This is a genomic window from Stutzerimonas sp. CXK-1, assembly GCF_057738225.1.
In genome coordinates this window covers 2256416-2282242 of sequence record NZ_CM173217.1, presented here as the reverse complement: position 1 = coordinate 2282242, position 25827 = coordinate 2256416, and the positions used below count along the sequence as shown (strand labels likewise).

General features: G+C 64.5%; 26 protein-coding genes. 17 read left to right on the top strand and 9 right to left on the bottom strand.

Going from position 1 to position 25827, the window contains the following annotated elements; genetic code table 11:
• The first annotated feature begins 167 nt into the window (after positions 1-167).
• The 6 genes from AC0KXH_RS10645 to AC0KXH_RS10620 are packed head-to-tail and all read left to right on the top strand — an operon-like array spanning position 168 to position 5563.
• Positions 168-1016, top strand: a complete 849-nt coding sequence (locus AC0KXH_RS10645) for an STAS domain-containing protein (RefSeq protein ID WP_061341446.1) — start codon at positions 168-170, stop codon at positions 1014-1016.
• Complete coding sequence (locus AC0KXH_RS10640; protein ID WP_041105093.1) at positions 1016-1378, top strand: STAS domain-containing protein; 363 nt, start codon at positions 1016-1018, stop codon at positions 1376-1378. Before AC0KXH_RS10645 ends, AC0KXH_RS10640 begins: the two co-directional genes overlap by 1 nt.
• On the top strand, positions 1375-1779 hold the full coding sequence (locus AC0KXH_RS10635; protein WP_041105094.1) for an anti-sigma regulatory factor: 405 nt from the start codon (positions 1375-1377) through the stop codon (positions 1777-1779). The genes AC0KXH_RS10640 and AC0KXH_RS10635 overlap by 4 nt, the downstream gene beginning before the upstream one ends.
• A complete protein-coding gene (locus AC0KXH_RS10630) occupies positions 1776-2783 on the top strand; it encodes an ATP-binding protein (RefSeq protein ID WP_041105155.1) in 1008 nt (335 codons plus the stop codon). The genes AC0KXH_RS10635 and AC0KXH_RS10630 overlap by 4 nt, the downstream gene beginning before the upstream one ends.
• On the top strand, positions 2776-3630 hold the full coding sequence (locus AC0KXH_RS10625) for a sensor histidine kinase (RefSeq protein ID WP_061338909.1): 855 nt from the start codon (positions 2776-2778) through the stop codon (positions 3628-3630). The genes AC0KXH_RS10630 and AC0KXH_RS10625 overlap by 8 nt, the downstream gene beginning before the upstream one ends.
• Positions 3620-5563, top strand: coding sequence for a response regulator (locus AC0KXH_RS10620; RefSeq protein ID WP_488223375.1), 1944 nt, complete (start codon positions 3620-3622; stop codon positions 5561-5563). Before AC0KXH_RS10625 ends, AC0KXH_RS10620 begins: the two co-directional genes overlap by 11 nt.
• 263 nt (positions 5564-5826) lie before the next feature.
• On the opposite strand, the gene AC0KXH_RS10615 is transcribed toward AC0KXH_RS10620, so the two are convergent.
• Together AC0KXH_RS10615 and sohB are read right to left on the bottom strand one after the other, a co-directional pair.
• Positions 5827-6819 (bottom strand): YhdH/YhfP family quinone oxidoreductase, encoded by a 993-nt coding sequence (locus AC0KXH_RS10615; protein ID WP_041105100.1) that lies wholly within the window; start codon positions 6817-6819, stop codon positions 5827-5829.
• An 11-nt stretch (positions 6820-6830) separates the two neighbouring features.
• Positions 6831-7853, bottom strand: a complete 1023-nt coding sequence (sohB, locus tag AC0KXH_RS10610) for a protease SohB (protein ID WP_041105102.1) — start codon at positions 7851-7853, stop codon at positions 6831-6833.
• Between the two features lie 181 nt (positions 7854-8034).
• Here sohB and AC0KXH_RS10605 point away from each other — a divergent pair, with 181 nt between their 5' ends.
• From AC0KXH_RS10605 to AC0KXH_RS10575, 7 genes are all read left to right on the top strand, one after another.
• Positions 8035-8745, top strand: a complete 711-nt coding sequence (locus AC0KXH_RS10605; protein ID WP_488223374.1) for a histidine phosphatase family protein — start codon at positions 8035-8037, stop codon at positions 8743-8745.
• A gap of 48 nt (positions 8746-8793) precedes the next feature.
• Complete coding sequence (locus tag AC0KXH_RS10600) at positions 8794-9108, top strand: SCP2 sterol-binding domain-containing protein (RefSeq protein ID WP_041105107.1); 315 nt, start codon at positions 8794-8796, stop codon at positions 9106-9108.
• 253 nt (positions 9109-9361) lie between these two features.
• Complete coding sequence (locus tag AC0KXH_RS10595; protein WP_043220530.1) at positions 9362-9610, top strand: FmdB family zinc ribbon protein; 249 nt, start codon at positions 9362-9364, stop codon at positions 9608-9610.
• 182 nt (positions 9611-9792) lie between these two features.
• Positions 9793-11931, top strand: coding sequence for a TonB-dependent siderophore receptor (locus AC0KXH_RS10590; protein WP_488223373.1), 2139 nt, complete (start codon positions 9793-9795; stop codon positions 11929-11931).
• Between the two features lie 29 nt (positions 11932-11960).
• On the top strand, positions 11961-12257 hold the full coding sequence (locus AC0KXH_RS10585) for an iron uptake protein (RefSeq protein ID WP_043220525.1): 297 nt from the start codon (positions 11961-11963) through the stop codon (positions 12255-12257).
• Positions 12254-13783 (top strand): PepSY-associated TM helix domain-containing protein, encoded by a 1530-nt coding sequence (locus AC0KXH_RS10580; protein WP_488223372.1) that lies wholly within the window; start codon positions 12254-12256, stop codon positions 13781-13783. Before AC0KXH_RS10585 ends, AC0KXH_RS10580 begins: the two co-directional genes overlap by 4 nt.
• The gene (locus AC0KXH_RS10575; protein WP_234458526.1) at positions 13780-14109 is read left to right on the top strand and encodes a DUF3325 domain-containing protein; all 330 of its coding nucleotides are present in this window, start codon (positions 13780-13782) and stop codon (positions 14107-14109) included. Before AC0KXH_RS10580 ends, AC0KXH_RS10575 begins: the two co-directional genes overlap by 4 nt.
• Positions 14110-14195: 86 nt before the next feature.
• Here the strand turns inward: AC0KXH_RS10575 and AC0KXH_RS10570 are convergent, their stop codons facing one another.
• Positions 14196-14639: a DUF2846 domain-containing protein gene (locus AC0KXH_RS10570; protein ID WP_488223371.1), complete on the bottom strand. Its 444-nt coding sequence runs from the start codon at positions 14637-14639 to the stop codon at positions 14196-14198.
• Positions 14640-14909: 270 nt separating this feature from the next.
• On the opposite strand from AC0KXH_RS10570, the gene AC0KXH_RS10565 reads away from it, so the two are divergent.
• Both AC0KXH_RS10565 and katG read left to right on the top strand, forming a co-directional pair.
• Positions 14910-15356, top strand: a complete 447-nt coding sequence (locus AC0KXH_RS10565) for an SRPBCC family protein (protein WP_102847915.1) — start codon at positions 14910-14912, stop codon at positions 15354-15356.
• A gap of 223 nt (positions 15357-15579) precedes the next feature.
• A complete protein-coding gene (gene katG / locus AC0KXH_RS10560) occupies positions 15580-17811 on the top strand; it encodes a catalase/peroxidase HPI (RefSeq protein ID WP_488223370.1) in 2232 nt (743 codons plus the stop codon).
• A 161-nt stretch (positions 17812-17972) separates the two neighbouring features.
• On the opposite strand, the gene AC0KXH_RS10555 is transcribed toward katG, so the two are convergent.
• Entirely contained in the window at positions 17973-19940 is a 1968-nt protein-coding gene (locus tag AC0KXH_RS10555) for a methyl-accepting chemotaxis protein (RefSeq protein WP_488223369.1), read from the bottom strand.
• A 577-nt stretch (positions 19941-20517) separates the two neighbouring features.
• Between AC0KXH_RS10555 and AC0KXH_RS10550 the strand changes: the two genes are divergently transcribed.
• The gene (locus tag AC0KXH_RS10550; RefSeq protein WP_043220510.1) at positions 20518-21261 is read left to right on the top strand and encodes a class I SAM-dependent DNA methyltransferase; all 744 of its coding nucleotides are present in this window, start codon (positions 20518-20520) and stop codon (positions 21259-21261) included.
• Positions 21262-21277: 16 nt separating this feature from the next.
• Here AC0KXH_RS10550 and AC0KXH_RS10545 read toward each other — a convergent pair whose 3' ends face one another.
• The 3 genes from AC0KXH_RS10545 to AC0KXH_RS10535 form a co-directional block, all read right to left on the bottom strand.
• Positions 21278-21973, bottom strand: a complete 696-nt coding sequence (locus AC0KXH_RS10545; protein ID WP_488223368.1) for a GNAT family N-acetyltransferase — start codon at positions 21971-21973, stop codon at positions 21278-21280.
• A gap of 144 nt (positions 21974-22117) precedes the next feature.
• The gene (locus AC0KXH_RS10540; protein WP_488223367.1) at positions 22118-22534 is read right to left on the bottom strand and encodes a TfoX/Sxy family protein; all 417 of its coding nucleotides are present in this window, start codon (positions 22532-22534) and stop codon (positions 22118-22120) included.
• 10 nt (positions 22535-22544) lie between these two features.
• On the bottom strand, positions 22545-23267 hold the full coding sequence (locus tag AC0KXH_RS10535) for an FMN-dependent NADH-azoreductase (protein ID WP_488223366.1): 723 nt from the start codon (positions 23265-23267) through the stop codon (positions 22545-22547).
• 117 nt (positions 23268-23384) lie between these two features.
• Between AC0KXH_RS10535 and gcvA the strand changes: the two genes are divergently transcribed.
• Complete coding sequence (gene gcvA, locus AC0KXH_RS10530) at positions 23385-24293, top strand: transcriptional regulator GcvA (RefSeq protein ID WP_488223365.1); 909 nt, start codon at positions 23385-23387, stop codon at positions 24291-24293.
• 13 nt (positions 24294-24306) lie between these two features.
• Here gcvA and AC0KXH_RS10525 read toward each other — a convergent pair whose 3' ends face one another.
• Together AC0KXH_RS10525 and AC0KXH_RS10520 are read right to left on the bottom strand one after the other, a co-directional pair.
• The gene (locus AC0KXH_RS10525) at positions 24307-24873 is read right to left on the bottom strand and encodes a hypothetical protein (protein WP_213150026.1); all 567 of its coding nucleotides are present in this window, start codon (positions 24871-24873) and stop codon (positions 24307-24309) included.
• Between the two features lie 238 nt (positions 24874-25111).
• Entirely contained in the window at positions 25112-25642 is a 531-nt protein-coding gene (locus tag AC0KXH_RS10520) for an REP-associated tyrosine transposase (protein WP_488223364.1), read from the bottom strand.
• Positions 25643-25827: the final 185 nt, after the last annotated feature.

The following is a 25827-nucleotide window of genomic DNA, read 5'->3' as shown; positions in this document are numbered from 1 at the left end:
CAAAAGCATGGCCTGCTGTTTACTCTCTGCCCGGCGCGCCCTCCGGCGCCGCTCTTTCTGTCTTGTCCGTCGATACTCCGCCAGCTGCACGGAACGTCTCCGACGCGCCGCTTTCTTATTCTCAGCTTTTTATCCAGGCACACAGCCCCCAGGGGAGAAGGGATTTCATGACCAGCCTCAACCATCGCACCGTGGACGTTCTCCGGGGTAATCACGCCGAATTGCTCAAGAACTGGGCCGCTGACCTGGAGACCGCCTCGCAGGCGGCACTCAAGCCCGGCGAACTGCAGCAGCAGATGACCGAATTCCTGCGCCTGTTCATTCGCGGCCTGGAGGCCGGCACGCCCGGCAGCGTGGCCTCGTCCGAGCGTGACGAGATGCGCCATTTCCTCGAAAAGCTTTCCCACGCGTGGGCAGTGAAGGGCGTCGATTCGCAGCAGACGGCCGGCTTCATCTTCTCGCTCAAGCGCCCTGTGATGGTGCTGCTGCAGCGCGAGTTCACCGACGAGCCGATGTTTTTCGTCGAGCAGCTGTGGGCCGTGTCCGAGTTCATCGACACCCTGGCCATGCACACCATCCGTACCTTCCAGAAGTCGCGCGAGGCGGTGATCAAGCGGCAGCAGGAAGAGTTGCTCGAACTGTCGACGCCGGTGGTCAAGCTGTGGGACGGCATCCTCGCCCTGCCGATGATCGGCACCCTCGATTCGCAGCGCACCCAGGTCGTCATGGAGTCGCTCCTGCAGCGCATCGTCGACACCGGCTCGCAGATCGCCATCATTGACATCACGGGCGTTCCGACCGTGGATACGCTGGTCGCGCAGCACCTGCTCAAGACCGTGACGGCGATCCGCCTGATGGGCGCCGACTGCATCATCAGCGGCGTGCGCCCGCAGATCGCGCAGACCATCGTCCACCTGGGCCTCGACCTGCAGGGCATCGTCACCAAGGCCAACCTGGCCGACGCGCTGGCGCTGGCGCTGAGCCGGACCGGCCTGACCGTCAACAAGGTGTCCTGATGGAGCGCATCCCAATCCTGCGGATGGGCGAGTTCCTGCTCGTGACCATCCAGGTCGACATGCACGATCAGCTGGCCATGACCCTGCAGGACGATCTGTCCGAACGGATCAGCGCGACTTCGGCGCGTGGCGTGCTGATCGACATTTCGGCCCTCGACATGGTCGATTCCTTCATCGGCCGGATGATCAGCACGATTTCCGGCATCGCCCGGATCATGGATGCCGAGACCGTGGTGGTGGGCATGCAGCCGGCGGTGGCGATCACCCTGGTGGAGCTGGGGCTGACCCTGCCCGGCGTGAGTACGGCGCTCGACGTCGAGCGCGGCATGAACCTGCTGCGCTCGCGCATGGGCCAGGCATGAATACGCTCAGCAGCGGCACCCATCCGGTTCGCATCGAGCAGGACGTGGTGTTGGCGCGCCAGGCGGTGCGCAAGCTGGCTCAGGAGTGCGGGCTGCGCCTGGTCGACCAGACCAAGCTGGTCACTGCGGTCAGCGAGCTGGCGCGTAACACCGTGGTCTACGGTGGTGGCGGCGACATGGATTGGGAGGTGCTCGAAGACGGCCTGCGCAAGGGCATCCGCCTGGTCTTTCGCGACGAGGGCCCCGGCATTCCCGACCTCAAGCTGGCGCTGACCGATGGCTGGACGTCCGGGGGTGGCCTGGGCCTCGGCCTGACCGGCGCGCGGCGCCTGGTGGACGAGTTCGATATCGCCAGCACCCCGGGTGCCGGCACACGCGTCACGATCGTGCGATGGAACTGAGTCTGCCCGGCACCGTGAACGAGGTGCTACCCATCGAGGAAGCCAGCCAGCTCGGCTACGCCCGCCGCGTGGCGCAGCGCCTGGCCGAGTCGGTCGGGCTGGATGAAACCGCCGCCGGACGCGTGGCGCTGGTCACCATGGAACTGGGCACCAATCTGCTCAAGCATGCCGATGCGGGCGTTCTCTACCTGCGCGCCGTGCCGGGGCGCGACTGCCAGGGCGTGGAAGTACTGGCCGTCGATCGCGGGCCGGGTTTCGATCTCGGCATCTGCCAGGTCGACGGCTATTCCACCCGTGGCACCCAGGGCTCCGGGCTTGGTGCGCTGCAGCGGCAGGCCGATGTGTTCGACGCCTATTCCGAGGGGCGTGGCTCGGTGGTGATGGCGCGGGTGTATCCGCGCGGCGGCGCGCGTGATCTGCCGCTGGGTGTCATGCACCAGGCACTGGAGGGCGAGACGGCCTGTGGTGATGGCTGGCATCTGGTAGCCGATGGCGCACGGCTGAGCGTCGTGCTGATCGACGGGCTCGGCCATGGCGAGGACGCCGAACACGCCGCCAGAGCCGGTACCCGGGCATTTGCCCAGGCGCCCTTCGACTCTCCATCCATGCTCTTCAGCGAAATGAACCAGGCCATGACCTCGACGCGTGGAGGCGCCGTGGCGCTCGCGCAATTCGAGGCCGGCCAGGGGCGCCTGACCTTTGCCGGTATCGGCAATATCGGCGTCACGCTGCTGGGGCCTGGCAAAGCGCGTGGGCTGGTATCGCTGCCGGGCATCGTCGGCGCCCAGTTCCGCAAGGTGCAGAGCTTCGATTACCCGGATATCGCGGGCCAGCTGCTGGTGCTGTTCAGCGATGGTCTGCGTTCGCGCTGGAGTCTGGACGACTATCCGGGGCTGCGGTTTCGGCATCCAGCCGTCATCGCCGCGGTCCTGCACCGCGACTTTCGCCGAGGCCGAGACGACGTGACCGTGATGGCAATCGCCCTGGAGGGCCTGAGTGACTGATTCGAGCGAGCAGCTCATCGAGCGACTGCGCCAGGAGAACGAATCCCTGCGCGCGGAGCTGGACGAAACCAACCAGGGCGTCCTCGCGCTTTACGCCGAGCTCGACATCCAGGCCGAAGCGCTGCGTGAGGCGTCCGACCTCAAGAGTCGCTTTCTCTCCTACATGAGCCATGAGTTCCGCACGCCGCTGGGCTCGATCCTGAGTATCGCGCGGCTGCTCAGCGACGAGCTGGACGGCCCGCTGAACGCGGAGCAGCAAAGGCAGATCGCCTTCATTCGCTCGGCGGCCGGCGAGCTGAGCGACATGGTCGGCGACCTGCTCGACCTGGCCAAGATCGAGGCCGGGCGCATCAGCATCTCGCCGGCCTGGTTCGACATGCTCGACCTGTTCTCCGCCTTGCGTGGCATGTTCCGACCGATCGTCGAAGGCGATTCGGTCGATCTGATCTTCGAAGAGCCGGAGGGCATTCCGCGGCTCTACACCGACGACAAGAAGCTGGCGCAGATTCTGCGCAACTACATTTCCAACGCGCTGAAATTCACGCCATCGGGCGAAGTCAGGGTATCGGCGCGGATGGAGAACGAGCGCGAAGTGCGTTTCGCCGTCAGCGATACCGGTATCGGCATTCCTGCGGACCTGCAGAGCAATCTGTTCGAGGACTTCAGTCAGATCGACAGCCCCCTGCAGAAGCGCTTGCGTGGTACCGGGCTCGGCCTGGCTCTGTGCAAGCGCTTTACCGAACTGCTCGGCGGCCATGTCGGCGTCGAGAGCGAACCGGGCAAGGGGTCGCTGTTCTATGTGGTGATCCCCCATGCCATCGCGGCGGGAGCGGCCGATGAAGCGTGAAGACTGGTTGCTGATCGTCGATGACAACGCCGCGACCCGTTATGCGATGCGCCGCGTGCTGGAGCGCCAGGGCTATCGCGTGCTCGAGGCCGGGACCGGTGGCGAAGGGCTGGCGCACATCGCGCAGTCTCCGGTGAGCGTGGTCATCCTCGATGTCAACCTGCCGGACATGAGCGGTTTCGACGTGGCCCGCCAGCTGCGCGCCGACCCACAGACCGCGGTATTGCCGATCATCCAGGTCTCGGCAGCTTCGGTGGAGACGCGCGACATCATCAGCGGCCTCGATGCCGGAGCCGATGCCTATCTGATCCACCCCATCGACCCCGGTGTACTGCTGGCGACCCTGCGCACCCAGTTGCGCGTGCGCGATGCCGAGCAGGCACTGCGTGACAGTGAAAAGCGCTTTCGCGAGATCTTCGCCAACATCACCGCGCCCATTGCGGTAATCGACGCCAACCTGAGGGTTCATGAAAGCAACCAGGCCTTCCAGCGTCTGTTGGGCGGTGATGCGGACCTGCAATGCTGCTTTGCACCGGGACAGGCGGCGGTCATTGAAGAGATGCGCGCCAGACTGCGGGCGCGCGAGCGCTGGCGCAGCTCGCTGCGTGTGCAGGTCGACGGCCAACTGCACGAAACCGAATGGCTACTGTCGCCCTACCGGCTGCCGGACCAGGGCTTGCTGCTGGTCGAGGACGTTACCGAGCAGCGCCGCCGCGAGCGCCTGCAGCTCAAGCAGCTGGACGCTGCGCAGCTGCAGCTCGCGCAGGAGGTTGCCGAGCGCGCACGCACCGAGGCACAGCTGCTGCAGGCCCAGAAGATGGACGCCCTGGGCCAGCTCACCGGCGGCATTGCGCACGATTTCAACAATTTGCTCACCGGCATCATTACCGGCATCGGCCTGCTCAAGCAGCGCGCCGCCTCGGGGCGTATCGAGGACGTGCTGCGCTATGCCGACATGGCTCTCGGTTCGGCGAACAACGCTGCCGCCTTGACCCACCGGCTGCTGGCCTTCGCCCGTCAGCAGCCGCTGGATAGTCGGGCGGTGGACGTCAACGAGCGGGTGCATTCGCTGGAAGACTTCATGCGTCGGACGATCGGCGAGCGCATCCAGCTTTCGCTGCATCTGACCTCGCATCCGGCGGTTGCGCTGGTCGATCCCGTGCAGCTCGACAACGCGCTGCTCAACCTGGTGATCAATGCGCGCGATGCGCTGCCCGAAGGTGGGCACATCCACGTCACCTCCTATGCCGCGCACTCGCAGGGCAGCACGGAGCTGCGCGACGGCGACTACGTCGCGCTGAGCGTCCGAGATGACGGCGTCGGCATCGATCCCAAGTTGCTGCACAAGGTCTTCGATCCGTTCTTCACGACCAAGCCGCTCGGCCAGGGCACCGGGCTGGGCCTGTCGACCATCTACGGCTTTGCCCGCCAGTCGGGCGGTGAAGTGCGCATCAGCAGCGTGCTGGGGCAGGGCACCGAAGTCACGCTTCTGCTGCCGGCCGCGGCCGAGGCGGCGGTGAACGGCGTGGACAGGGCGACACAGCGCCACAACAAAGGCGGTAGCGAACATGTGCTCATCGTCGAAGACATGCCTGCCGTCCGCTTGCTGGTCACCGAACTGCTGACCGACGCCGGCTATCGCTGCACGCCCCTCGCCGATGCCAGCGAGGCATTGGCCTTGCTCGAGCAGGGCGGCGCCGTCGACCTGCTGCTCACCGACGTCGGCCTGCCCAAGATGGGCGGGACTCAACTGGCGGAAGCTGCGCGCCGCCTCCTGCCAGCATTGCCGGTATTGTTCATGACCGGTTATGCCGAGAAGACGGTCAATCGCAGCAACCTGCTGCAAGTGCGGATGGACGTGTTGACCAAGCCGTTCGAGCCCGCTGCGCTGCTCGAGCGGGTCAGGCAGCTGCTGGACGAGGCGACCGACTGAGCGGCGGCCGTCGCGTTGCGTCAGCTATCCAGCCCCGTCAGGCCTGTGCAACCCGCTGCCGCGGCATTGCGGGCGTCATTGGTACATCCAGAAGTTCGGATGCGGCTCCTGCATCGCGGGCTGCGGCTGGCGAGGCGCGCCGGTGAAAGGGCGAAGGAGGCGGGCAAGGCGTTTCATGTGGATGTCCCTGTGTGGATCGAACGATGTGCATAGCTTCATGCAATCGATCCACACGGGGAAATGTAGTTTAGCTATCGTAGCGATTAATCCAGGCGCACCAGCACGCGGCCGGTCTGGCCGCCGGCCAGGATGCGCTCGAGCGCGCCGGGCAGCGTATCCAGCGAGACTTCCTCGGCCAGCTTGTCGAGGTTGTGCAGGCGCCATTGCACGGAGAGCTTGTCCCACATCGAGGCCTTGACCACCAGGGGAATCTCCACCGAATCGACGCCCAGGAGATTCACCCCGCGCAGGATGAACGGCAGCACGCTGGCCTGGAACTGAACGCCGGCGGTCAGTCCGCAGCAGGCGACGCTGGCCCCGCGACGCAGCGACTTGACGATGTTGAACAGGATGTCGCCGCCGACCGTATCGATGGCGCCGGCCCACTGCTCCTTGAGCAGCGGTTTTTCCGTGCCGGCCTGCAGTGCCGTGCGGTCGACGATGTCCTGCGCGCCAAGTCGGCGCAGGAAGTCGGCCTGCTCGGCCTTGCCGGTGGCGGCGGTCACCTGATAGCCCAGGCTCGAGAGCAGGGCGACTGCCAGGCTGCCGACGCCGCCACTCGCGCCGCTGACCAGCACTGGGCCGGCGCCAGGTTCGAGCCCGGCCTGTTCGAGCTTGTCCAGGCACAGGGCGGCAGTCAGGCCCGCCGTGCCGAGAATCATCGCGTCGCGTAGCGACAGCCCGTGCGGGCGCTTGATGACCCAGGCCGCCGGCACGCGAATGTACTGGCCGTAGCCGCCGGCGGTATTCATGCCCAGGTCGTAGCCGGTGACGATCACCTCATCGCCTTCGGCGAACTCGCCGACGCTGGATTCGGCCACCACGCCAGCGGCATCGATGCCCGGCGTGTGCGGGTAGGTGCGCGTCACGCCGCGGTTGCCGCTGGCCGACAGTGCATCCTTGTAGTTCAGCGAGGAGTAGTGCACCCGGATCAGCACTTCGCCGGCCGGCAGCTCGTCTAGCTGGCGCTCGATCACACGGGTCTCGAATCCGCCCTGTTCCGTTTCACGGGTTTGCAATGCCTTGAAGCTGCCCATGCTGCTTTCTCCTATTGCCAGAATCGGTTTTCGTTGAGCCGGCCGAGGCCTTTGGTCAGGCCCTGGTCGAGCAGGCTTGCGGCCGCAACGCCAAAGCGCTCGGGCAGGCTTTTCTTCTGCGCGTAGCGCAGCTGGAAGAGGTCGGCTTCACGGGCGCGCTCGGCCAGGTACTGGTCGCTGGTCTTGAGCTCGTCCGCCAGATGCATGCCCAGCGCGGCGATGCCGAGCCAGATTTCGCCCGTGGCGACGTCATCGATGCAGACCTGCTGGCGGTAGCGCGCCACGAAGTTCTTGAACAGCTCGTGCGTGGTTTCCAGGTCTTCCTGGAATTTCTCCCGGCCCTTTTCGGTGTTTTCGCCGAACACCGTGAGCGTGCGCTTGTACTCGCCGGCGGTGAGTACCTCGTAATCGACGTCGTGTTTCTTCAGCAGCCGATGAAGGTTGGGCAGCTGCGCGACCACGCCGATCGAGCCGAGAATGGCGAACGGTGCACTGAGGATGCGGTTGCCGATACAGGCCATCATGTAGCCGCCGCTGGCGGCGACCTTGTCGACGCAGACCGTCAGCGGCACGCCGGCATCGCGGATACGTACCAGCTGCGAGGCTGCCAGGCCGTACCCGTGGACCATGCCGCCGCCGCTTTCCAGACGCAGCACCACCTCATCCTGCGGCGTCGCCAGCGAGAGCAGGGCGGTGACTTCGTGGCGCAGATTGTCGACGGCCGAAGCACGGATATCGCCATCGAAATCGAGCACGAACACCCGCGCCCGGGTCTCGCTCTTCTTCGCCTGCTTCTCGGCCTTGGCTTCGCGCTTGCGCTGGGTCTTGAGGACATCCTTTTCCAGCACGGCTTGCTCGAGGCGCTCGCGCAGCCCCTTGTAGAAGTCGTTGAGCTTTTCGACCTGCAAATGACCAACGCTGGGCTTGCCGCGGCTGCGGCGCAGGGCGGCGATCGTGATCAGCACCGCCACGATGGCGATCACCACGGTCACGGTCTTGGCCAGAAAGCCGGCATAGTCGAGCAGAAATTCCACGTTAGCTCCTTCTTGAGGCGAAGAGTTTCGACCGCGGCAGAGGCCGTTCGATCATTCGGCCAAGCATACCGAGGCCCTTGAAGACGGCCAATCGCCAGGTTTCAAACAAACGTATGAATTGTCGTTGACACCTCCAGGCGATCCTCCTAACCTCGCCCGGACACGCCAGCCGGAGCAGCAAATGGGCAGCATCTTCCTGATTCGTCACGGCCAGGCCTCGTTTGGCGCGGAGAATTACGACGTACTCTCGCCGCTCGGCCACCAGCAATCGGAAGCGCTTGGCGATCACCTCGGTCAGCTGGGCACCCGTTTCGACCGCTGCCTGAGCGGCCAGCTCAAGCGCCAGCAGGATACCGCCAGGGCCACGCTGGCACGCCTCGCCAGCCACGGTCAGCCACAACCGGATCTCGAGATCGACCCGGCATTCGACGAGTTCGAGGCCGATGCCGTGTTGCGCGCCCATCTGCCGGATCTGCAGGCTTATGAACCCAATGCGCTGCATATCCTGCGCAACGCGGCCTCGCACCGCGCCGAGTTCCAGCGCCTGTTCAGCTACGTGATCGGGCGCTGGGTCTCGGGCGAGCACGAGAAGCCCGGGCTCCAGAGCTGGGCGAGCTTCATCGAGCGTGTCGAAGGCGGCCTGGAGCGCATCCTGGCCCAGGCCGACACGCGTGACCGCATTGCCGTGTTCACCTCCGGCGGCACGATCACCGCACTGCTGCAGCTGGTCATCGGCGTAGCTCCGATCAAGGCCTTCGAGATGAACTGGCAGATCGTCAACACTTCGCTGAGCCTGCTGAAGTTCCGTGGCAGGGAAGTCTCACTGGCCTCGTTCAACAGCCATGCGCACCTGCAGCTGTTGAGGAACCCCGAGCTCATCACGCATCGCTGAGCTCGACATGCACGTATCAACCCCAACAACGTTAACAAGGAAATCACCATGAGCAACGTCGCCGATACCATCCAGCGCATGCAGTCCAAGTTCAACCCGAGCGCCGCTGCCGGTCTGGACCTGGTCTTCCAGTTCAACATCACCGATGCCGAGAACTACTACCTGGTCGTCAAGGACGGTACCTGTGACTTCCAGCAGGGCGAGTCGGCCGACGCCAACGTCACCCTGATCATGGACAGCGAAACGATGCAGGGCATCACCAGCGGTGAAACCGATGGCATGCAGGCCTTCATGGCCGGCAAGCTGCGCGCCGAAGGCGACATGATGCTGGCCCTGAAGCTCAGCGAACTGTTCCCTAACTGATCGAAGGCGGCCCGGCCGCCGTTGTGATCGGTTAACAAGAAACCCCGCCTGCGGCGGGGTTTTTTATTGGCTGCGCGAGGGCCCGCCGGCCTTCCTGCGCTGCGGGAGGACGATCGCTGGTTGCGATTCGGCCACATGCCAGCGGCTATAGCCGTTCAACTCATATGGTTTCTCGGCCAGAATGGCGAGGACTGGCCACCGCCAAGGCGGCCGGCCCACCGACGCCGCATCCCTTGCAGAGAGGAACTGCTCAATGCCGACCTACGATTACCGCTGCGAAGCCAATGGCCAGGTTTATGAAGTTCGCCATCCCATGGCCCTGCGCCCGAAAACCTGGGGCGAGTTGCGCACGGCCTGCTCGCTGAGCGCTGATGCCGATATCCCTGACGACGCACCGGTCACCCGGCTGATGACAGCCGCAGGCGTGGTCGACAGCCGGGTGCTCAGGAATCCTGAAGCCCCTGCCTGCGCGCGGGGCGGCTGCGCCGGCAACTGTCGGTAGGTATCAGCAGTAAGAAGCGGCCAGTGCAGATGCCCTGTACCCACGCCTCCCGGCGCGCTTGAAGGCTGACCGCGCGCATGGATGCTCGCAGGTCACGGGGGGTGGACTGATCTTTTTGTGCTTTTCAAATGAGAAACATAATCAATACAATGCGCGTTCAACCAATTACAAGGTAGGACGCCATGAAGCATGCTGTCGTTTCGCCCTCTTATCTGTTGCGCCCGGTGATGCTGGGCCTGCCGCTGCTGATGGCGGCTGTGGTCGCCCAGGCGCAGGAGGCACTGGAGCTCGAAGCGCAGCAGATCACCGCGCCGCGTGAGGTGGAGCGGGGCGATGGGCCGGTCGAGGGCTACGTGGCCAAGCGCAGCGTCAGCGCAACCAAGACCGACACGCCGATCATCGAGACGCCACAGTCGATCAGTGTGATTACCGCCGACCGCATCCGCGACCAGGGCTCGCTGACCATCCAGGACTCGCTGCGCTACGTTTCCGGCATGCGCGGCGAGGCCTACGGTTTCGACAGCCGGGGCGACTTCTCGCTGGTGCGAGGGGTGTCGCCCACGATCTTTCTCGACGGCCTGCAGCAGAGCGTCGGCTCCTACACCAACACGCGCACCGATCCTTTCACGCTCGAGCGGGTCGAGGTGATCAAGGGACCGTCGTCGATGCTCTACGGTCAAAGTTCGGTGGGCGGCCTGCTCAATCTGGTCAGCAAGCGTCCGCAGGCCGAGCGCAGGAACGAGCTGCAGCTGCAGTACGGCAGCTTCGACCGCAAGCAGATCGCCTTTGACAGCACCGGCCCGCTCGATGACGACGGCACGCTGCTCTATCGCGTGGTGGCGATCGGGCGTGACAGCCAGACTCAGGTCGATCACACCAAGGACAATCGTCTGGTGTTCATGCCGTCATTGACCTGGCGCCCGAACGAGCAGTTCGAGTGGACGCTGATGGCCAACGTGCAGAAGGACGACGGTGGCACTACCAGTGGGTTCCTGCCGCACCGCGGCACCGTGCTCAGCGCACCCTATGGCGAGATCGGCAGCGAGCGCTTCGTCAGCGAGCCCGGATTCGACGAGTACGACACCGAGCAGAAGGCGCTGACCTCGCAGATGAGCTGGCGACTCGACGAGACCTGGACACTGCGGCAGAACCTGCGCTGGCAGAAGAGCAAGGTCAGCTACCAGACCATGTATGGCTGGGATCGTCTTTTAGGGCGGCCTGTGCTTAATCCAGACAACAGGACAGTGAATCGTGTCTGGTCCATCTCCAAGCCGGAAGTGACGATCTGGACCGCTGACCACGAGGCCGAATCGCGCTTCGATACCGGCGCGCTGCAGCACACCTTGCTGATGGGCGTCGATTACCGCCATGCGGTCACCGATAGCCGGTCGGCCCGTGGCGTGGCTACGCCGCTGGATCTCTATGACCCGGTATATGGCACCTTCGATCCGTCGGGCATCACCCTGTCCGATGTGCCCCAGCAGCGCGCCGTGCAGAAAGGCCTGTATGTGCAGGACCAGGTTCGCCTGGACAAGTGGCTGATGACGCTCGGGCTGCGCAAGGACTGGGCCGACACCCGTGTCGAGGACGGCAACCGCCAGAAGGACGACGCGGTCACCGGGCGGGTGGGCCTGACCTACCTGTTCGACAACGGCGTGGCGCCGTACATCAGCTACAGCGAATCCTTCACCCCGATCATCGGTTTGAACACCATCACCCAGCAATCCTATAAGCCGCTCGAAGGCGAGCAGTGGGAGCTGGGGGTCAAATATCAGCCGGTGGGCAGCAACACCCTGTTGACCGCAGCCGTTTTCGACCTGCGCGAGAAGAACCGGCAGATGCCCGACCCGGCCAATCCGCTCAGTACCATCCAGGCCGGCGAAGCGCGGGTCAAAGGCCTGGAGTTGGAAGGGCTGGTGGAAGTGGACCCGAACTGGGACCTGATCGCGACCTACAGCTATCTCGACAGCGAGGTGGCCAAAGGGCCGCCGACCCAGCAGGGCAAGCGCATCGCCAGCGTGCCGGAACACATGGCCTCGCTGTGGTCGCAGCATCGCTTCAGCGTTGCCGGTATTTCCGGCTTCAGCGCCGGTGCCGGCGTGCGCTACGTCGGCGCCAGCTGGGACGGCACCGACAGCCTGAAGACACCGTCGACCACGCTGTTCGACGCCATGCTCGGTTACGCCTACCAGGACTGGTCGTTCACCCTGACTGCGACCAACCTCGAAGACGAGACCTACTACACCACCTGCCTGTCCCGCGGTGACTGCTTTACCGGCAACCGACGCACCGTGGTCGCCACCGCGAGCTACAGCTTTTGAAGCGCTCGGCCCCCGGCAAGGAGCGTCCGATGAGTCGTTCGGCTCCCGTAAGCCCCCTGTCCATTGCCTCGCGGGTGCTTGCCGCGGTGGTCGGTGGCTATGCCGTGGCCTATGCGACGACGGCATTCCTGGCCATCTATCTGCCGCTTGCCCGCCCTGATCGCGTGGTCTTTTCGAGCCTGGCCAGCTTTGCCGTGTGGACTGCCGTGGTCATCTACGTGTTCGCCGCCCGCGATCAGGCGCGCCTGTGGATGGTGCTCGTGGGGCTGTGCGCGGTGCTGGGCCTGGCGGCGTGGCTCGCCGGTGACTGGAGCGTGCGCCCATGACGCTGCGTCAACGCATGGCCGAACTGCATACCTGGGGCGGGCTGCTGCCGAGCTGGCTGCTGTTCGTGATTCTGTTTGCCGGCACCGTCGCCTGCTTCGACAAGGAGCTCGACCGCTGGATGCGACCGGAACTGCACAGCGGCGCCGTGACGAGCCTTGGCGCCGATGCCGTGCGCGGCTGGCTCGAGCAGAATGTCAGCGAGAAATTGCACGCGTTCTGGATGCACGGCCCGACCGAGCGCCAGCCCTACTGGCGCCTTGGCTGGGAGGTCGATGGCAGCGAGGCGCGCCATGCGGTGGCCTTCGATCCGCGCAGCGCCCGTGCCGTACCGATGAGCGAAACGGTGGGTGGCGACTTCTTTTTCACGCTGCACTACAACCTCCACGCCGGCGATGTGGGCATGTACATCGTCGGAATCGCCGGCATGTTCATGCTTGTCGCGCTCGTCTCGGGCGTGATCATCCACCGGCGCATCTTCAAGGACTTCTTTACCCTGCGGCCCAATGCCAACGGCCAACGCGCCTGGCTCGATGCGCACAATCTGTTTGGCGTGGTGGGTTTTCCCTTCCATCTGGTGCTGGCCTACACGGGGGTGGCCATCTTCGTCGCCTCGTACATGCCCGCGGCGGCGCAGGTCAGTTACGCCGGCAACGCCACCCAGTACTTCGGCGAGGTCATGGGCACCTATCACCGCGAAGAACTCGACGAGCCCGCCGGTGCGCCCTGGTCGCTCGATGCATTGATCGCCGAGTCGCGCCGGGAATGGGGGGCGGGAGAGGTCGGCTGGGTAAGCGTCCATCACCCGGGCGACGCCTCTGCCGTGGTCGATGTGCGCCGCCGGGATCGTTCGCGCATCGGCTCGCCACAGGACACGCTCAGCTTCGATGCGACCAGTGGCGAGCGCCTTCACCGCCAGCAGGCGTCGACCGGATATCGCGCGTACATCTGGATGGCCGGACTGCATATGGCGCAGTTCGGAGGCTCCCTGGTCCGCCTGCTTTATCTGCTGATGGGGCTGTCCGGCTGCGCCATGCTCGTGGCCGGCGTCCAGGTCTGGCTGGCCAAGCGCGAGTCGCGCGCGGGCCGTCTCGACGCCGTCCGTGCGCTCAATGCCGCCGTCTTCGCCGGCCTGCCCCTGGCCAGCCTGGCGCTGCTATGGAGCAATCGGCTGATTCCCTCGGGCATTGCCGAGCGAGCCGCGGCCGAGGGCTGGGCCTTTGCGCTTGCCTGGCTGCTGATCGCTGTCTGGGCGCTGCTGCAGCGCCGCGACAGCCGTCGGCTGCTGCGCCAGCAACTGGCGCTGGGCGCCTTGCTCGCGCTGGGGTTGCCGCTCATCGATGCCGTGGCCGCGCCCGGCGGACACCTGCTGGCCAGCTTGCAACGAGGTGATTGGGCGTTGGCCTCGGTGGAGGTGTTCTTCATCGCCAGCGGCCTGGCCTGTGCGGCCGGCGCCTGGCGTCTGCGGGGTGACGCCCACGAGGCCGAGGCGAGGCCCCGCCGAACCCCGTGCACAAGGGAGGCATGAGCATGTGGCTTCTGGCATTCGGGCTGGCCTATGTGGCAATGGTGCTGCTGTCGCTGACGCTCTCTCGGCACCGCGGTGCACTGCTGTCGGCCGAGCGACGCGTACCGGGCAGACTCGCGCTGCAGCTGCAGGCCGCCGTATTTCTGGGCTTGGCCCTGTGGGCGTGCGTCGTTCGTCAGGGAAGCGAAATCGGCGCGGTGCTCTGGCTCGGGCAGATCATGCTTGCCGGGCTGCTGCTGGCGATCGTCATGGCCTGGCGGGTGCGCTGGGCATTGCCCTTGGCGCCGGTGCTGTTGGCCGGTGGAGGCCTGCAGGCGTTGCTCTAGCAGCGGGGCGAATCGAGGTGGGCGCGTTGGGCGGTCGGTAGGTGGGCGTTGTCCGGCGCACCTCGGCGCGCCGGACGGGCGCAGGCTTACTGCGCGAGCTTGGTGTCCAGAACGCCCTTGCGGCCTTCTTCGTCCGACACTTCGGTGAGCTTGGCGCCACCGACGAACAGCCCCATCTTGATGGATTGGCGGACGTAGTGGTTGTGGCCGGCCTTGGCGTTCAGTTCGAGCGTGTTGTCGCTGAATTCCGACTCGGTCGCCAACAGGTGCGGGCCAGGGCTGACGGTGCGATAGAAGTAGGTATTCGGTGCGGTTTCGCCGATCACCTGGCCATCGATCTTCACGGTCTTCTTCAGCGCTGCACCGAGCATGGAATCGCGGAAGATATACACCCCGGCCTGATTCTGCGGCGGGGTAGGGAAGGCCTTGAATGCCTGGTCCTTTTCCGGCGCTTCCATCGGTACCGACGCACAGCCGGCCATGACCGCGAAGCCCAGTGCTGCGGCGCTCATCATCAAATGCTTGAACATGCTTACTCGTTCCTGAGTGTTTGGCAGAGTGCTGTGCCATCAAAAGGCCAGCGTCGGCACGATAACGCCAATCCCTTCAGGCGCAAGCCCGCTCGCCTGGCTTGTGCGCTGCATCTCGCTTTTCGCAGACAGCGAGCTTGGGCGACGCGAGAGCCGGGGCGTCTAGGGAGGCGACCGGCGCCGCAGCGATCACGGCCGTCTGCTTCTACGCTCAGGCATGTACCTGCGTCTGGCCCGTGCCAGCCCTGCAACCTGCTCGAGGGAATGTTCATGCCCAGTACCATTCGCCTGCACCGCGTCTTGCGAGCGCCGGCAGAGCGTGTCTATCGCGCCTTTCTCGATCCCGATGCCATGTGCAAATGGCTGCCACCCAACGGCTTCACCGCCAAGGTGCACGCGAGCGATGCCCGGGTCGGCGGCCATTACCGCATGTCGTTCACCAACTTCACCACCGGCACGACCCACAGCTTTGGCGGCGAATATCTGGAGCTGGTCGAGTACGAACGCATTCGCTATGTCGATCGTTTCGAGGATCCGAACCTGCCCGGGGACATGCAGGTCACCGTCAGCCTGGCCACCCTGGCCTGCGGCACCGAGCTGAACGTCGTGCAGGACGGTATTCCCGATGCCATCCCGGTCGAAGCCTGCTACCTCGGCTGGCAGGAGTCGCTGATCCTGCTCGGCAAGCTCGTGGAGGCCGACATCCCTGACGAATGAGCGTGGCCGCGCAGGGGGCTGACGGGGCGGCCTATCGCGCCGATAGGGAGATTTCATCGTGGCTCCGGGCCTGGTTGTCAGGCGCTCTAGCTAGAGGTTTACAGGGTTTTTACGGGATCGCTGGGAGGCGCCGGCCCAGGGGCGGTGCCCCTGCGGGCCGGCCGGTGGATGCTAGGGTCTTTCTCAGCGGAGCCTGCGCATCACCACCCTGGAGGAAAATGACATGACTACCGAATCCGGAGAACACACCTCTGGCGGCTGCCCCTTCGGCCATGGTGCCGGGCAGCCCCGCAAGCGCATCACCAACCGCGACTGGTGGCCCGAGGCGCTGAGCCTGACGGCGCTGAACCAGCACTCGCCGCGTTCGAACCCCTATGGCGGCGATTTCGACTACGCCGCCGCCTTCAATTCGCTCGATCTCGACGCGGTGATCGCCGACCTGCACGCGCTGATGACCGATTCGCAGGACTGGTGGCCAGCCGATTTCGGCCACTACGGCGGCCTGTTCATCCGCATGGCCTGGCACAGCGCGGGGACCTACCGGATCACCGACGGCCGCGGCGGCGCCGGCGGCGGCCAGCAACGCTTCGCCCCGCTCAACAGCTGGCCGGATAATGCCTCGCTGGACAAGGCCCGGCGCCTGCTGTGGCCGATCAAGCAGAAATACGGACGCAAGCTGTCCTGGGCCGACCTGTTCGTGCTCACCGGCAACGTGGCGCTGGAGTCCATGGGCTTCAAGACCTTCGGTTTCGGCGGTGGCCGTGCCGACACCTGGGAGCCGGAAGAGCTGTTCTGGGGACCGGAAGGCACCTGGCTGGGCGATGAGCGCTACAGCGGCGAGCGGCAACTGCACCCGGGCCTGGGTGCCGTGCAGATGGGCCTGATCTACGTGAATCCGGAAGGCCCGAACGGCAAGCCGGACCCCAAGGCGGCGGCCATCGACATCCGCGAGACCTTCGCGCGGATGGCCATGAACGATTACGAAACCGTGGCGCTGATCGCCGGTGGTCACACCTTCGGCAAGACCCACGGCGCGGGCGACCCGTCGCTGATGGGGCCGGAACCGGAAGGCGCGGTGATCGAGGACCAGGGCCTGGGCTGGCGCAGCCGCTTCAAGACCGGCATCGGCGCCGATGCGATCACCTCCGGCCTGGAAGTGATCTGGAGCCAGACCCCGACGCGCTGGTCCAACTACTTTTTCGAGAACCTGTTCAACTTCGAGTGGGAGCTGACCAAGAGCCCGGCCGGCGCACACCAGTGGGAAGCCAAGGACGCGCCGGAAATCATTCCGGACCCCTTCGACCCGAACAAGAAGCGCAAGCCGACCATGCTGACCACGGACCTGTCGCTGCGCTTCGACCCTGAGTACGAGAAGATCTCCCGGCACTTCCTGGAAAACCCCGAGGAGTTCGCCGACGCCTTCGCCAAGGCCTGGTTCAAGCTGACCCACCGCGACATGGGCCCCATCGGCCGCTACCTCGGCCCGCTGGTGCCGAAGGAGCCGCTGATCTGGCAAGACCCGATTCCCGAGTGCGACCACCCGCTGATCGACGACGCCGACATCGCCTCGCTCAAGCAGAAGATCCTCGGCCTGGGGTTCTCCGTCTCCGAACTGGTGTCGTTGGCCTGGGCTTCGGCCTCGACCTACCGGGGTTCGGACAAGCGCGGCGGTGCCAACGGTGCACGCATCCGCTTCGCCCCGCAGAAGGACTGGGAAATCAACAACCCGCCACTGCTGGCCAAGGTGCTGGAGAAGCTCGGCGAGATCCAGAACGCGTTCGACGCTTCGGCCAGCGGTGGCAAGAAGGTCTCCATGGCGGACCTGATCGTGCTAGCCGGTTGTGCAGCGGTCGAGAAGGCGGCGAAGGACGGCGGCGTGGACGTCAGCGTGCCGTTCACGCCAGGTCGGATGGATGCCGAGGAGGAGTGGACCGACGCGCAGTCCTTCGAAGCGCTGCGCCCGGCGGCCGATGGCTTCCGCAACTACTACCACGAGTCCAGCTTCATGGCGCCGGAGGAGGCGCTGGTGGACAAGGCGCACCTGCTGCGCCTGAGCGCACCGGAGATGACCGTGCTGGTAGGCGGCATGCGCGTGCTGGGCACCAACGCCGGTGGTAGCCAGGAAGGCGTGTTCACCCAACGCGTCGGCGTGCTGTCCAACGACTTCTTCGTCAACCTGCTGGACATGAAGAACGAGTGGACCGCCACCGAGCACAAGAACCGCTTCCAGGGCCTGGACCGCAAGACTCGCCAACCCACCTGGACGGCCACCCGCGTCGACCTCATCTTCGGCTCGCAGTCGGAACTGCGTGCCCAGGCCGAGGTGTACGGCATGGCCGATGGCAACGAGAAGTTCGTCCACGACTTCGTCAAGGCCTGGGACAAGGTGATGAACGCCGACCGGCTCGACATCGGCAAGCCGGCCGACAACTTCAGCCAGAAGCTCTCGGCGTAAGAAGGGCGGCGGCGTCTCAGGGCGCCGCTGCCTTGTGCGAATAGCCGTGGTTGGGCGCCGGGCCCATCAGCACGGGGGAAGCGCACGCAGTTGTCTTGGGCCCGTGCGCAAGGTCCTTGCTCAGCCGAGCGGGCCAGCCCCGAAGGGCTGGCCGTTAACGGTTACTGCGTGCGGAACCGGCCCACCAGCTGCCGAAGTGCGCTGCTGAGTTTGCGCTGTTCCTGCGAGTAGCGTTCGACTTCCGCAGCCTGGGTGGACACCTGGGCAACCGCGTCGCTGATGGCGACCACGTTGCGGTTGATGTCCTCGGTCACCAAGTGTTGTTCCTCGGTGGCGGCGGCGACTTGTGTCGTCATGTCGCGGATCGTCTGAACGGCATTCTCGATCTCTTCGAACGCGCCCATGACGTCGCTGGCCAGCTCGATGGCCTTGCTGGATTCGCTAAGGCTGTGATCCATGCTCGACGTCACCTCGCTGATGCGGCTGACCAGCAGGTTGAGGATCTTGTTGATTTCGCCGGTGGAATCCTGGGTGCGCTTGGCCAGATTGCGCACCTCGTCAGCCACCACGGCGAAGCCGCGTCCCTGCTCTCCGGCACGCGCCGCCTCGATGGCCGCGTTGAGGGCCAGCAAATTGGTCTGCTCGGCGATCTGCTGGATGGTCGACAGAATGGTGTTGATGCTCACCGTCTCGCGCTCGAGCTCCCGAATCACCTCGCTCGAGCCCTGGATACTGGCGCCCAGATCGTTCACCCCTGCGGTACTGCGGGCGATCACTTCCTTACCGTTGCGCGTTGCGTCCAGCCCCTGCGCGGAGACTTCCGCCGTCCTGACGCAGTTGTGCGCCACCTCGTTTGCCGCCGAGGCCATCTCGGTCACCGCGGTGACGATCTGCTCCACCGCGCTCGACTGCCGCTGCAAGCTGTCCGTCATGGCGGTGGTGCGCTCGTTGGTCTGGCTGGAAACGCTGTCGATGCTGATGGCGTTTTCCTTGATGACGGTGATCATCGACTGCGTTGACTCGATGAACTGGTTGAACCACTTGGCCAGTTCGCCGGTTTCGTCGCGCGCCAGCACGGGCAGCCGATGCGTCAGGTCACCTTCGCCCTGGGCGATCGTGCGCAGACCGTCCTTGACCAGGTTGATCGGGGTGACGATGCGGTTGGCGAATATCACCCCGGCGACACCGAACAGCACCACCAGCACGGCGCAGGCGACCAGCGTCAACCAGGCCAGCCTGTGGGCGCCGGCGAGGATTTCGTCGACTTGCATGAAGCCGATGAATTTCCAGCCCAGGGTCGGTGAGGTGAAGACGTTGGCCAGGTAGTCGACGCCATCGATGGTCACCTCGATCACGCCATTGTCCTTCTGCGCAATGGCCGAGAAATGGTCGCCCGAAAGCTCGCTGAGCTTCTTGAAGTTGTTCTTGGGCTGGTGACCGTCGACCAGCAAGGTGCCGCTGCTCTCCACCAGCATCAAGAAGCCGGTCTCGCCAAAGCGGATTTTCTGCACCATGTCGGTCAGCGCCTTGAGCGACACATCAGTCGCCACGACTCCGGCGAACTGGCCCGCCTGGTCCTTGAAGGCTTTGATCACCGATACGTATACGGCGTCGTCCGGCTCCCAGTAATAGCCATCCAGGCGCGTCAGCTGGAAATTGGCGTCTTTGCCTAGCGTGAACCAGGGGCGCCCGCGCGGATCCCAGTCGCCGTAGTCTGCGGTGCCCGGCCACTCCACGTAGCCACCCTGAGCATCGCCCATGTAGACGTAGCCGAAGTTCGGGTTGTTGTTACCGATGCCGGAGAAGTAATCGAAGATCTGTTTCTCGCGGCCCCCGTTGGCCGTGGCGGTTGCACCGGGCTTGCGGGGCGCTCCGAAGTAGGTGGTCAGTTCGCCACTCTCCGTATCGCGTACGGCGGCATAGTCGGCCATCGCCGACACGGTGTGATTAACCGAATCGAACAAGGTCTCGAAGGTGTTGTTGACCAGTTTGACGTCCAGGCTGCTGCTTTCCTCGAACTGGACCCTGGCTTCCTCGGTAACGTTGCGAATGGTGAACAGCGCCACGACGAGGACGGGAAAAAGCGTCGCGATCAGAAAGCTTGCTAGCAACTTGTGTTTGATTTTCATTGTTCAACGGCCTCTGGCCATTTCATCAAGACACCCACGCCAACTAGCGCTTCGTTCTCAGGGGAGGGCTCGCGCAATCCAATATGCTTTGCGCCCGCGCGCGCCCGACCGAATCGATCGCTGGCAAGTCGCGGCCGGCAAGAGGTTATCGGCATGGGCCTGCCGAGGCTTGAGGTGCAACCAAAGCCGTTCTTCCGATACGTTGGCCGCGTATGGACGCTGTAATGCAGGGCGCGCTGGAGCGTTCACGATGCCCGAAATGGACGGGGCGACCAGTTTCTGTTGCCCTTGCGCGCCTTAGTGGTAGGTGGGGGCCTGATCTCGCGGCTGCCGCGGCTCAGCCCTGCGGTGTCTCGCGGCCAGTTGGCGGCCGCCCGCGGGCCGGCCGGTTATCTGGGCGAACTTATGCGGTGCCCATGGTCTTCGTCGTCCGGTCAGGTGTTCGCCGCCAGACCGTACGTCGCGCTAGCCATGCGGTGCGCGTCGCCATGCGTGGCGTCGGGTCTGCCCATTCTTTGCCGCCGAGCGCCGGGCTATGATGCGCACCCCCAGCGCCCCGTCCAGACAGCAGGTCATCATGCCCGGCACCGCCATCTACACCGACTTGTCGGGTTACTACGACCTCATGTGTGCCGATATCGATTACGGCGCGCAAAGCCACTGCGTCCATCGCCTGCAGCAGCTGTTCGGCAACGGCGGCAGGCGGCACCTGGATCTCGCCTGTGGTACCGGGCCGCATGTGCGTCACTTCATCGATGCGGGCTACGACAGCGCCGGCCTGGATATCAACCAGCCAATGCTGGATCGGGCGAGCCTGCGCTGCCCCGAGGCGCAGTTTTCGCTGCAGGATATGTGCAGCTTCAGCGTGCAGCGGCCGGTCGACCTGATCACCTGCTTTCTTTACTCCATCCACTACAGCGCCGGGCTCGAGCGGCTCGAGGCCTGCATCGCCCGCGTGCATGACGCCCTGGCCGAGCAGGGGCTGTTCTGCTTCAACGCGGTGGACAAGCAGCGGATCGACAACGCCTCGTTCGTGTCGCACAGCGCCTGCCATGCCGATGGTCTGCTCGGCTTCAGTTCGGGCTGGTATTACAGCGGCCATGGCGAGCGGCAATCGCTGCGGTTGCGCATCGAGCGGACGGCGGGCGGGGCCAGCCAGGTCTGGCAGGATGAGCACGCGATGGTGGCGGTGAGCTTCGGCGAGTTGCGCGAACTGCTGGAGCCGTACTTCGACGTAGAGGTGCTCGAGCACGACTATCAGAAGATCCTGCCCTGGGACGGCACTTCCGGTAACGCGATATTCGCCTGCGTGAAGCGTTAGCCGTGCCCGGCGCGAATCAGTGCAGGCGCCCCGTCGACGCCGACGTGGCGAGCAGGTGGCTGGCTTCTCGCGCCAGCTGATCGAGCAACCGGTCGCGCTTTCTTTCGGCATCGCGCATGGCCTTGGTGCCGTGTTGCTGCAGCAGGTAATTGTGAATCTGCCGCACCTCCAGGGTCTGGAAGATCGGCTGCAGATCCTGCACCGCGAACAAGCCGTGCGACGCCTGGCTCTGCGTATTGAGCACCACCTGCGGCCCGCGCACCGCCAGCGGATGAAAGCCCAGCGCCTGGAAGTACGGCGCCTTGCCGGCGACGCAGGCCACTTCCGCATGGGCGTAGCGTGTCAGCATTTCGCCGACCATGGCCCGGCCGATGCCGTGCCGCCGATGGGTAGCCTGCACCGCCAGATAGATCAGCGCGCACGCCTCGGGGTCATCCACCGAGGGCAGGTAGAGTGCGAAGCCGAGCAGGAGGGCCGGGTCTTCGGCATCCAGCGCCAGGATCAGCTCCGGCTGGCCAGGCTGCGCGCCCTCCATGCGCTCCAGATAGCGATGCACCTCCAGGCCCACGACGTACTGATAGAGCGGGTACAGGGGGTTGTCGGGCTGCAGCGAGACTACGCTGATGTCGCTGAAGTAATCCACCACCATCTGCAGCAGCTGGCTTTTCAGAGCCTCTGGCGGCGATGTGACGAGATGGGTGAGGGTGAACATGGCGGCTCCCGAGCGCGGCAAGGAGCGCGCATTGTACCGGCCGGCAGAGGCCAGGCGAGGGCTGGCGGGCGAACCGGCGCCTAGCCGCCGTGAAGGGGCCTGGCTCGGCCGGGGCTGGGGCGCTGGTGTCGGCTGGCGAGCGGCTCAGCCTGGCGCTGGGCCTGGCTTTTTCTTCCTCGGCTTGCGCGGTGCGGGGACCGGCAAGTGCTGCGCCGTCTCGATCACCAGGCGGCGCAGCGCGTCGGCATCGTCCAATAGCTCGTCTGCCACCGGGTACAGCTTTGCGCCGGGGTAGGGCGGCCGCTGCGGCAACTGCGGCGCAAGCGCTGCGGCCGCCGGGGTGGGTTTGATGAACAGGCTGTTGTCGCAGACCAGCGCGACGACCTTTTCATCCAGGTAGACGGCGTACTCGCCGAACATCTTCCGGTAACTCAGCCGGCCGCCAAGGTCGATCTGTTCGGCCACGTATTGCATGAAGCTGTTATCGGTTGCCATGCGTGCTCCGCCGTCTTCTCCCGTGTCGGCCGTAGAGCGTAGCGTGGAAAACGGAATGCTTTCCACGCAGGGCCCGCTACATCGCAGCGCACTCGGCCTGCCGATGCGCGTCAGGCCAGGGGGCCTCGACCGTTGCCTGGAGTCTGCTGACCAGCGCATCGACCTGACGCAGCGCCTCGGCCACCGAACTGGCCAGCAGCTCGCCACCGATTTCCTGGCCTTCGATGGCGATCTGATGGATGCGGGTGATGCCGATGAAGCCCAGCGCGGTCGCCAGGTTCGGCTCCAGATGGTTCATGTGCGCCATCGCCCCACCGGGGCCGAAGCCTACCCCGCCACGGGCGGTGAGGATGACCGCGTGGCGTTCCCGATCCGCCAGCATGGGCACGTAGGGATCGAGCGGGTTGCTCTCGTCCATGCCGACCGTGCGGTTCAGCCTTACCACCTGATCGATCCAGGCCTTGAGTGCCGCCGGCATGCCGAAGTTGTAGAGCGGCGTGCCGATGACCAGCACATCGGCGGCCAACAGTTCGTCCACCAGCCTATCGCTTTCGGCCAGCGCGTCCTCCATCCACGTCTCCCGGCGCTCTTCCGGGGTAAAGGCCGAGGCGATCCAGTCATGGCTGACGAAAGAGGGCGGGTTCTGGCCGATGTCCCGGTAGGTCACGCCATCCTGCGGGCGACGGGCCAGCCATTGGCTGACGAAGCGCTGGCTGAGGTTGCGACTATGGGAGCCGTGCTCGTCCGTGCCGGCGAGGCCGGGGCGGGCGCTGGCATTGAGGTGCAGAAGGTGCGTCATGGCGAATCTCCTCTGTAAAAGAATTCATCTGTCATTCGCGGCAGAGTCAGCCTAGGGTTAGGCTCTACGGGCGACAAACGACGATTTCTTCCAGATACAGATGAGGAAAACTCAGCCATGGCGCACCGTTGGTTACCCTCGCTTTCCGCCTTACGCGCCTTCGAAGCCGCCGCCCGGCACGAGAGCGCCAAGCAGGCCGCGGAGGAGCTGTCCGTCACGGCCACGGCGATCAGCCACCAGATTCGTTCGCTGGAGGAGTCGCTCGGCGTAGCGCTGTTTCTGCGCAAACCGCGCAAGCTGGAGCTGACCGACCAGGGGCGGGAGCTGCAACAGACGCTGGAAGCCGCGTTCGACAGCATCAGCGCCACGGTCGAACGCCTGAGCGCGAAGCCCTGTCGCCAGGCGATCACCCTCAGCACCACACCGGCCATCGCGGTGCGCTGGCTGGTGCCCTGGGTTTGCCTGTTGCGCGATTCGCATCCGGATATCGACCTGCGCTTTCACACTTCCCATGAACCGGTGGCGCTGGATGGCGTCACCGCGGATATCGCCATCCGCTACGGCGACGGCCGCTGGCCGGGACTGGTGGCGGAGAAGCTGTTCGACAATACCTTCGTCCCGGTCTGCAGCCCGCACCTCGGCTTGCGTGATGTAGCCGAGCTGCCCCAACACCCGTTGATCCACTTCCGTGCGCAAGCCGCCTTGTCCGCGCCGATTCATTGGGCGTCGTGGCAGAAGCTCGCCAACGTGCCGGGGCTGGATGTGAGCGCCGGTCTGGTCTTCTCCGACGAGACCCACGCCATCTCCGCCGCCATCGGCGCGCAGGGCGTGGCGTTGATGAGTCGGCAGCTGATCGAGGACGAACTGAGGGAAGGGCGGCTGGTGCAGCCATTCGGGCCGGAGATGGAGGGCAAGCCGTTTCATCTCGTATACCCGGAGAGCCGCCGGGATGACCCGACGGTTCGGGCGGTGAGGGAGTGGGTGATGAAGGTGCCGGGTGGGTTGTGTGAGTTGGCGGAGCAATAGCGGCAATGCCCACCTACTCGCTGCGTAGCTCCATTGCCGCCCGCTGGAGATCGCGCCTGACATATGCTCGATGCTGCGCTGGAACATGTATCCCGTCGAGGAAGACCCAGGCTATATAAAGGGCGCCTACGCAAAGGATGAGCGAAACTCCTGCGTAACCGGTTGAAAACCATGTGCTGATCTTAATGGCCTCGGTGGTCAAGGCAACCATAAGCCCGACTAGAAAGATGAAGAAGAAGTTCTGCGAAAGGCTGTATGGTTTGGGGGCGGATTCCATTAATGAATAGTATTCTGCTATTTTTGCGGCTCTCTGGGCAGTCCAGCCGGCTTCATTCAACTTGTCGCGAAATAGAACGTACTGAAATAATTCGTCCCTTTTGAATCTCGGCTGTTTGTTGATTTTTTCTGATCGATAAACAGGGCGGAATAAGTGACGGATGGCGTATTGGCGGCTCCAGTAAAGGCCAATTCCCCAAGGGATTAAAAGCATATAGGTTATGGCAGACCAGGGTAGGGGATTAAATGCCGAGTAGGCGCTCATTGCCATAAGCGACAATGTAAAAAATGCCATGATAATCATCGGTCGAGTCGCAGGATAAGACGAGCGGCTAAATAGCCTCTTCCGAACGTCTTTTCTAATCTGCTTATATAGAGAGTTGGCGTATGCGCAGTCTTTAAGCATGAGTTGTCCTTCGCTTGGATTCTTGGGTATTGACATTTGTTTGCGATGGCTGTGCCGGACAGGTTGTATGAATGATGGGACATTTCCGGCGTGCTTGCAGCCGTAGGGTGGAAAACGGCGAAGCCTTTTCCACGCGTCAGTCCGCATCACCCCCGAATCTCTCTGCCTCATCACCGCACCAATCAACTGGGTAGACCCCAGCTCCAACGGCTCGATGAAAACTCGAATAGGGCCAGTCGGCGACGCGCTCCACCAAGCCGTGCTTTAACGGATTTCGGTGCACATAGTCGACGTGATGCCGGTAATCCCGTTCATCCTGGACCAGGTGTTCCCAATAGCGCCGTTGCCAGACCCCGCGTTCGCCGCGGGAGCGCTGAGTTGCCGTCAGCACCTCGGTCTTTGGCAGACGCCGGGCAAACGCAAATTTGATGACTTTCCAGCGCAGGGTGAAATCAGCGTCGCCATCCGGTAGCGTCCAGACGCAATGCATGTGGTCAGGCAGAACGACCCAGGCATCGATATGAAAAGGATGCGGTGAGCGGGTGGCACGCACCGTCTCGCGGAGCAGGTCGACATGGCGGACCAGCAGGTCGCTGCGACGGTTGAGCAGATTGACGGTGAAGAAGTATGTGGCGCCCTGCACTTGGGCGCGGCGGTAACGGGACATGGCGGCTCATCCTTGAGCGTTGTGTTGGCGGGAGGTCCGTATTGGTGGATAAGCGAAGCGTTATCCACCCTACGCCATCTCAACCGCCCACACCGCCGACGCATCGATGTTGCCAGATATAGGGTGGAAAACGGCGAAGCCTTTTCCACGCGTCACTTCCAGGTTACCTCGCTTGGCGCTTCATG

Bases quoted from the DNA above. Each gene is read 5' to 3' on its own strand.
- AC0KXH_RS10525 (WP_213150026.1), bottom strand. From the start codon at position 24,873: ATGATTATCATGGCATTTTTTACATTGTCGCTTATGGCAATGAGCGCC.
- AC0KXH_RS10620 (WP_488223375.1), top strand. From the start codon at position 3,620: ATGAAGCGTGAAGACTGGTTGCTGATCGTCGATGACAACGCCGCGACC.
- AC0KXH_RS10570 (WP_488223371.1), bottom strand. From the start codon at position 14,639: ATGTTCAAGCATTTGATGATGAGCGCCGCAGCACTGGGCTTCGCGGTC.
- AC0KXH_RS10600 (WP_041105107.1), top strand. From the start codon at position 8,794: ATGAGCAACGTCGCCGATACCATCCAGCGCATGCAGTCCAAGTTCAAC.
- AC0KXH_RS10565 (WP_102847915.1), top strand. From the start codon at position 14,910: ATGCCCAGTACCATTCGCCTGCACCGCGTCTTGCGAGCGCCGGCAGAG.
- AC0KXH_RS10605 (WP_488223374.1), top strand. From the start codon at position 8,035: ATGGGCAGCATCTTCCTGATTCGTCACGGCCAGGCCTCGTTTGGCGCG.
- AC0KXH_RS10645 (WP_061341446.1), top strand. From the start codon at position 168: ATGACCAGCCTCAACCATCGCACCGTGGACGTTCTCCGGGGTAATCAC.
- AC0KXH_RS10640 (WP_041105093.1), top strand. From the start codon at position 1,016: ATGGAGCGCATCCCAATCCTGCGGATGGGCGAGTTCCTGCTCGTGACC.
- AC0KXH_RS10520 (WP_488223364.1), bottom strand. From the start codon at position 25,642: ATGTCCCGTTACCGCCGCGCCCAAGTGCAGGGCGCCACATACTTCTTC.
- AC0KXH_RS10585 (WP_043220525.1), top strand. From the start codon at position 11,961: ATGAGTCGTTCGGCTCCCGTAAGCCCCCTGTCCATTGCCTCGCGGGTG.
- katG (WP_488223370.1), top strand. From the start codon at position 15,580: ATGACTACCGAATCCGGAGAACACACCTCTGGCGGCTGCCCCTTCGGC.
- AC0KXH_RS10550 (WP_043220510.1), top strand. From the start codon at position 20,518: ATGCCCGGCACCGCCATCTACACCGACTTGTCGGGTTACTACGACCTC.
- AC0KXH_RS10580 (WP_488223372.1), top strand. From the start codon at position 12,254: ATGACGCTGCGTCAACGCATGGCCGAACTGCATACCTGGGGCGGGCTG.
- AC0KXH_RS10590 (WP_488223373.1), top strand. From the start codon at position 9,793: ATGAAGCATGCTGTCGTTTCGCCCTCTTATCTGTTGCGCCCGGTGATG.
- AC0KXH_RS10575 (WP_234458526.1), top strand. From the start codon at position 13,780: ATGAGCATGTGGCTTCTGGCATTCGGGCTGGCCTATGTGGCAATGGTG.
- AC0KXH_RS10595 (WP_043220530.1), top strand. From the start codon at position 9,362: ATGCCGACCTACGATTACCGCTGCGAAGCCAATGGCCAGGTTTATGAA.
- gcvA (WP_488223365.1), top strand. From the start codon at position 23,385: ATGGCGCACCGTTGGTTACCCTCGCTTTCCGCCTTACGCGCCTTCGAA.
- AC0KXH_RS10635 (WP_041105094.1), top strand. From the start codon at position 1,375: ATGAATACGCTCAGCAGCGGCACCCATCCGGTTCGCATCGAGCAGGAC.
- AC0KXH_RS10535 (WP_488223366.1), bottom strand. From the start codon at position 23,267: ATGACGCACCTTCTGCACCTCAATGCCAGCGCCCGCCCCGGCCTCGCC.
- AC0KXH_RS10615 (WP_041105100.1), bottom strand. From the start codon at position 6,819: ATGGGCAGCTTCAAGGCATTGCAAACCCGTGAAACGGAACAGGGCGGA.
- AC0KXH_RS10555 (WP_488223369.1), bottom strand. From the start codon at position 19,940: ATGAAAATCAAACACAAGTTGCTAGCAAGCTTTCTGATCGCGACGCTT.
- AC0KXH_RS10545 (WP_488223368.1), bottom strand. From the start codon at position 21,973: ATGTTCACCCTCACCCATCTCGTCACATCGCCGCCAGAGGCTCTGAAA.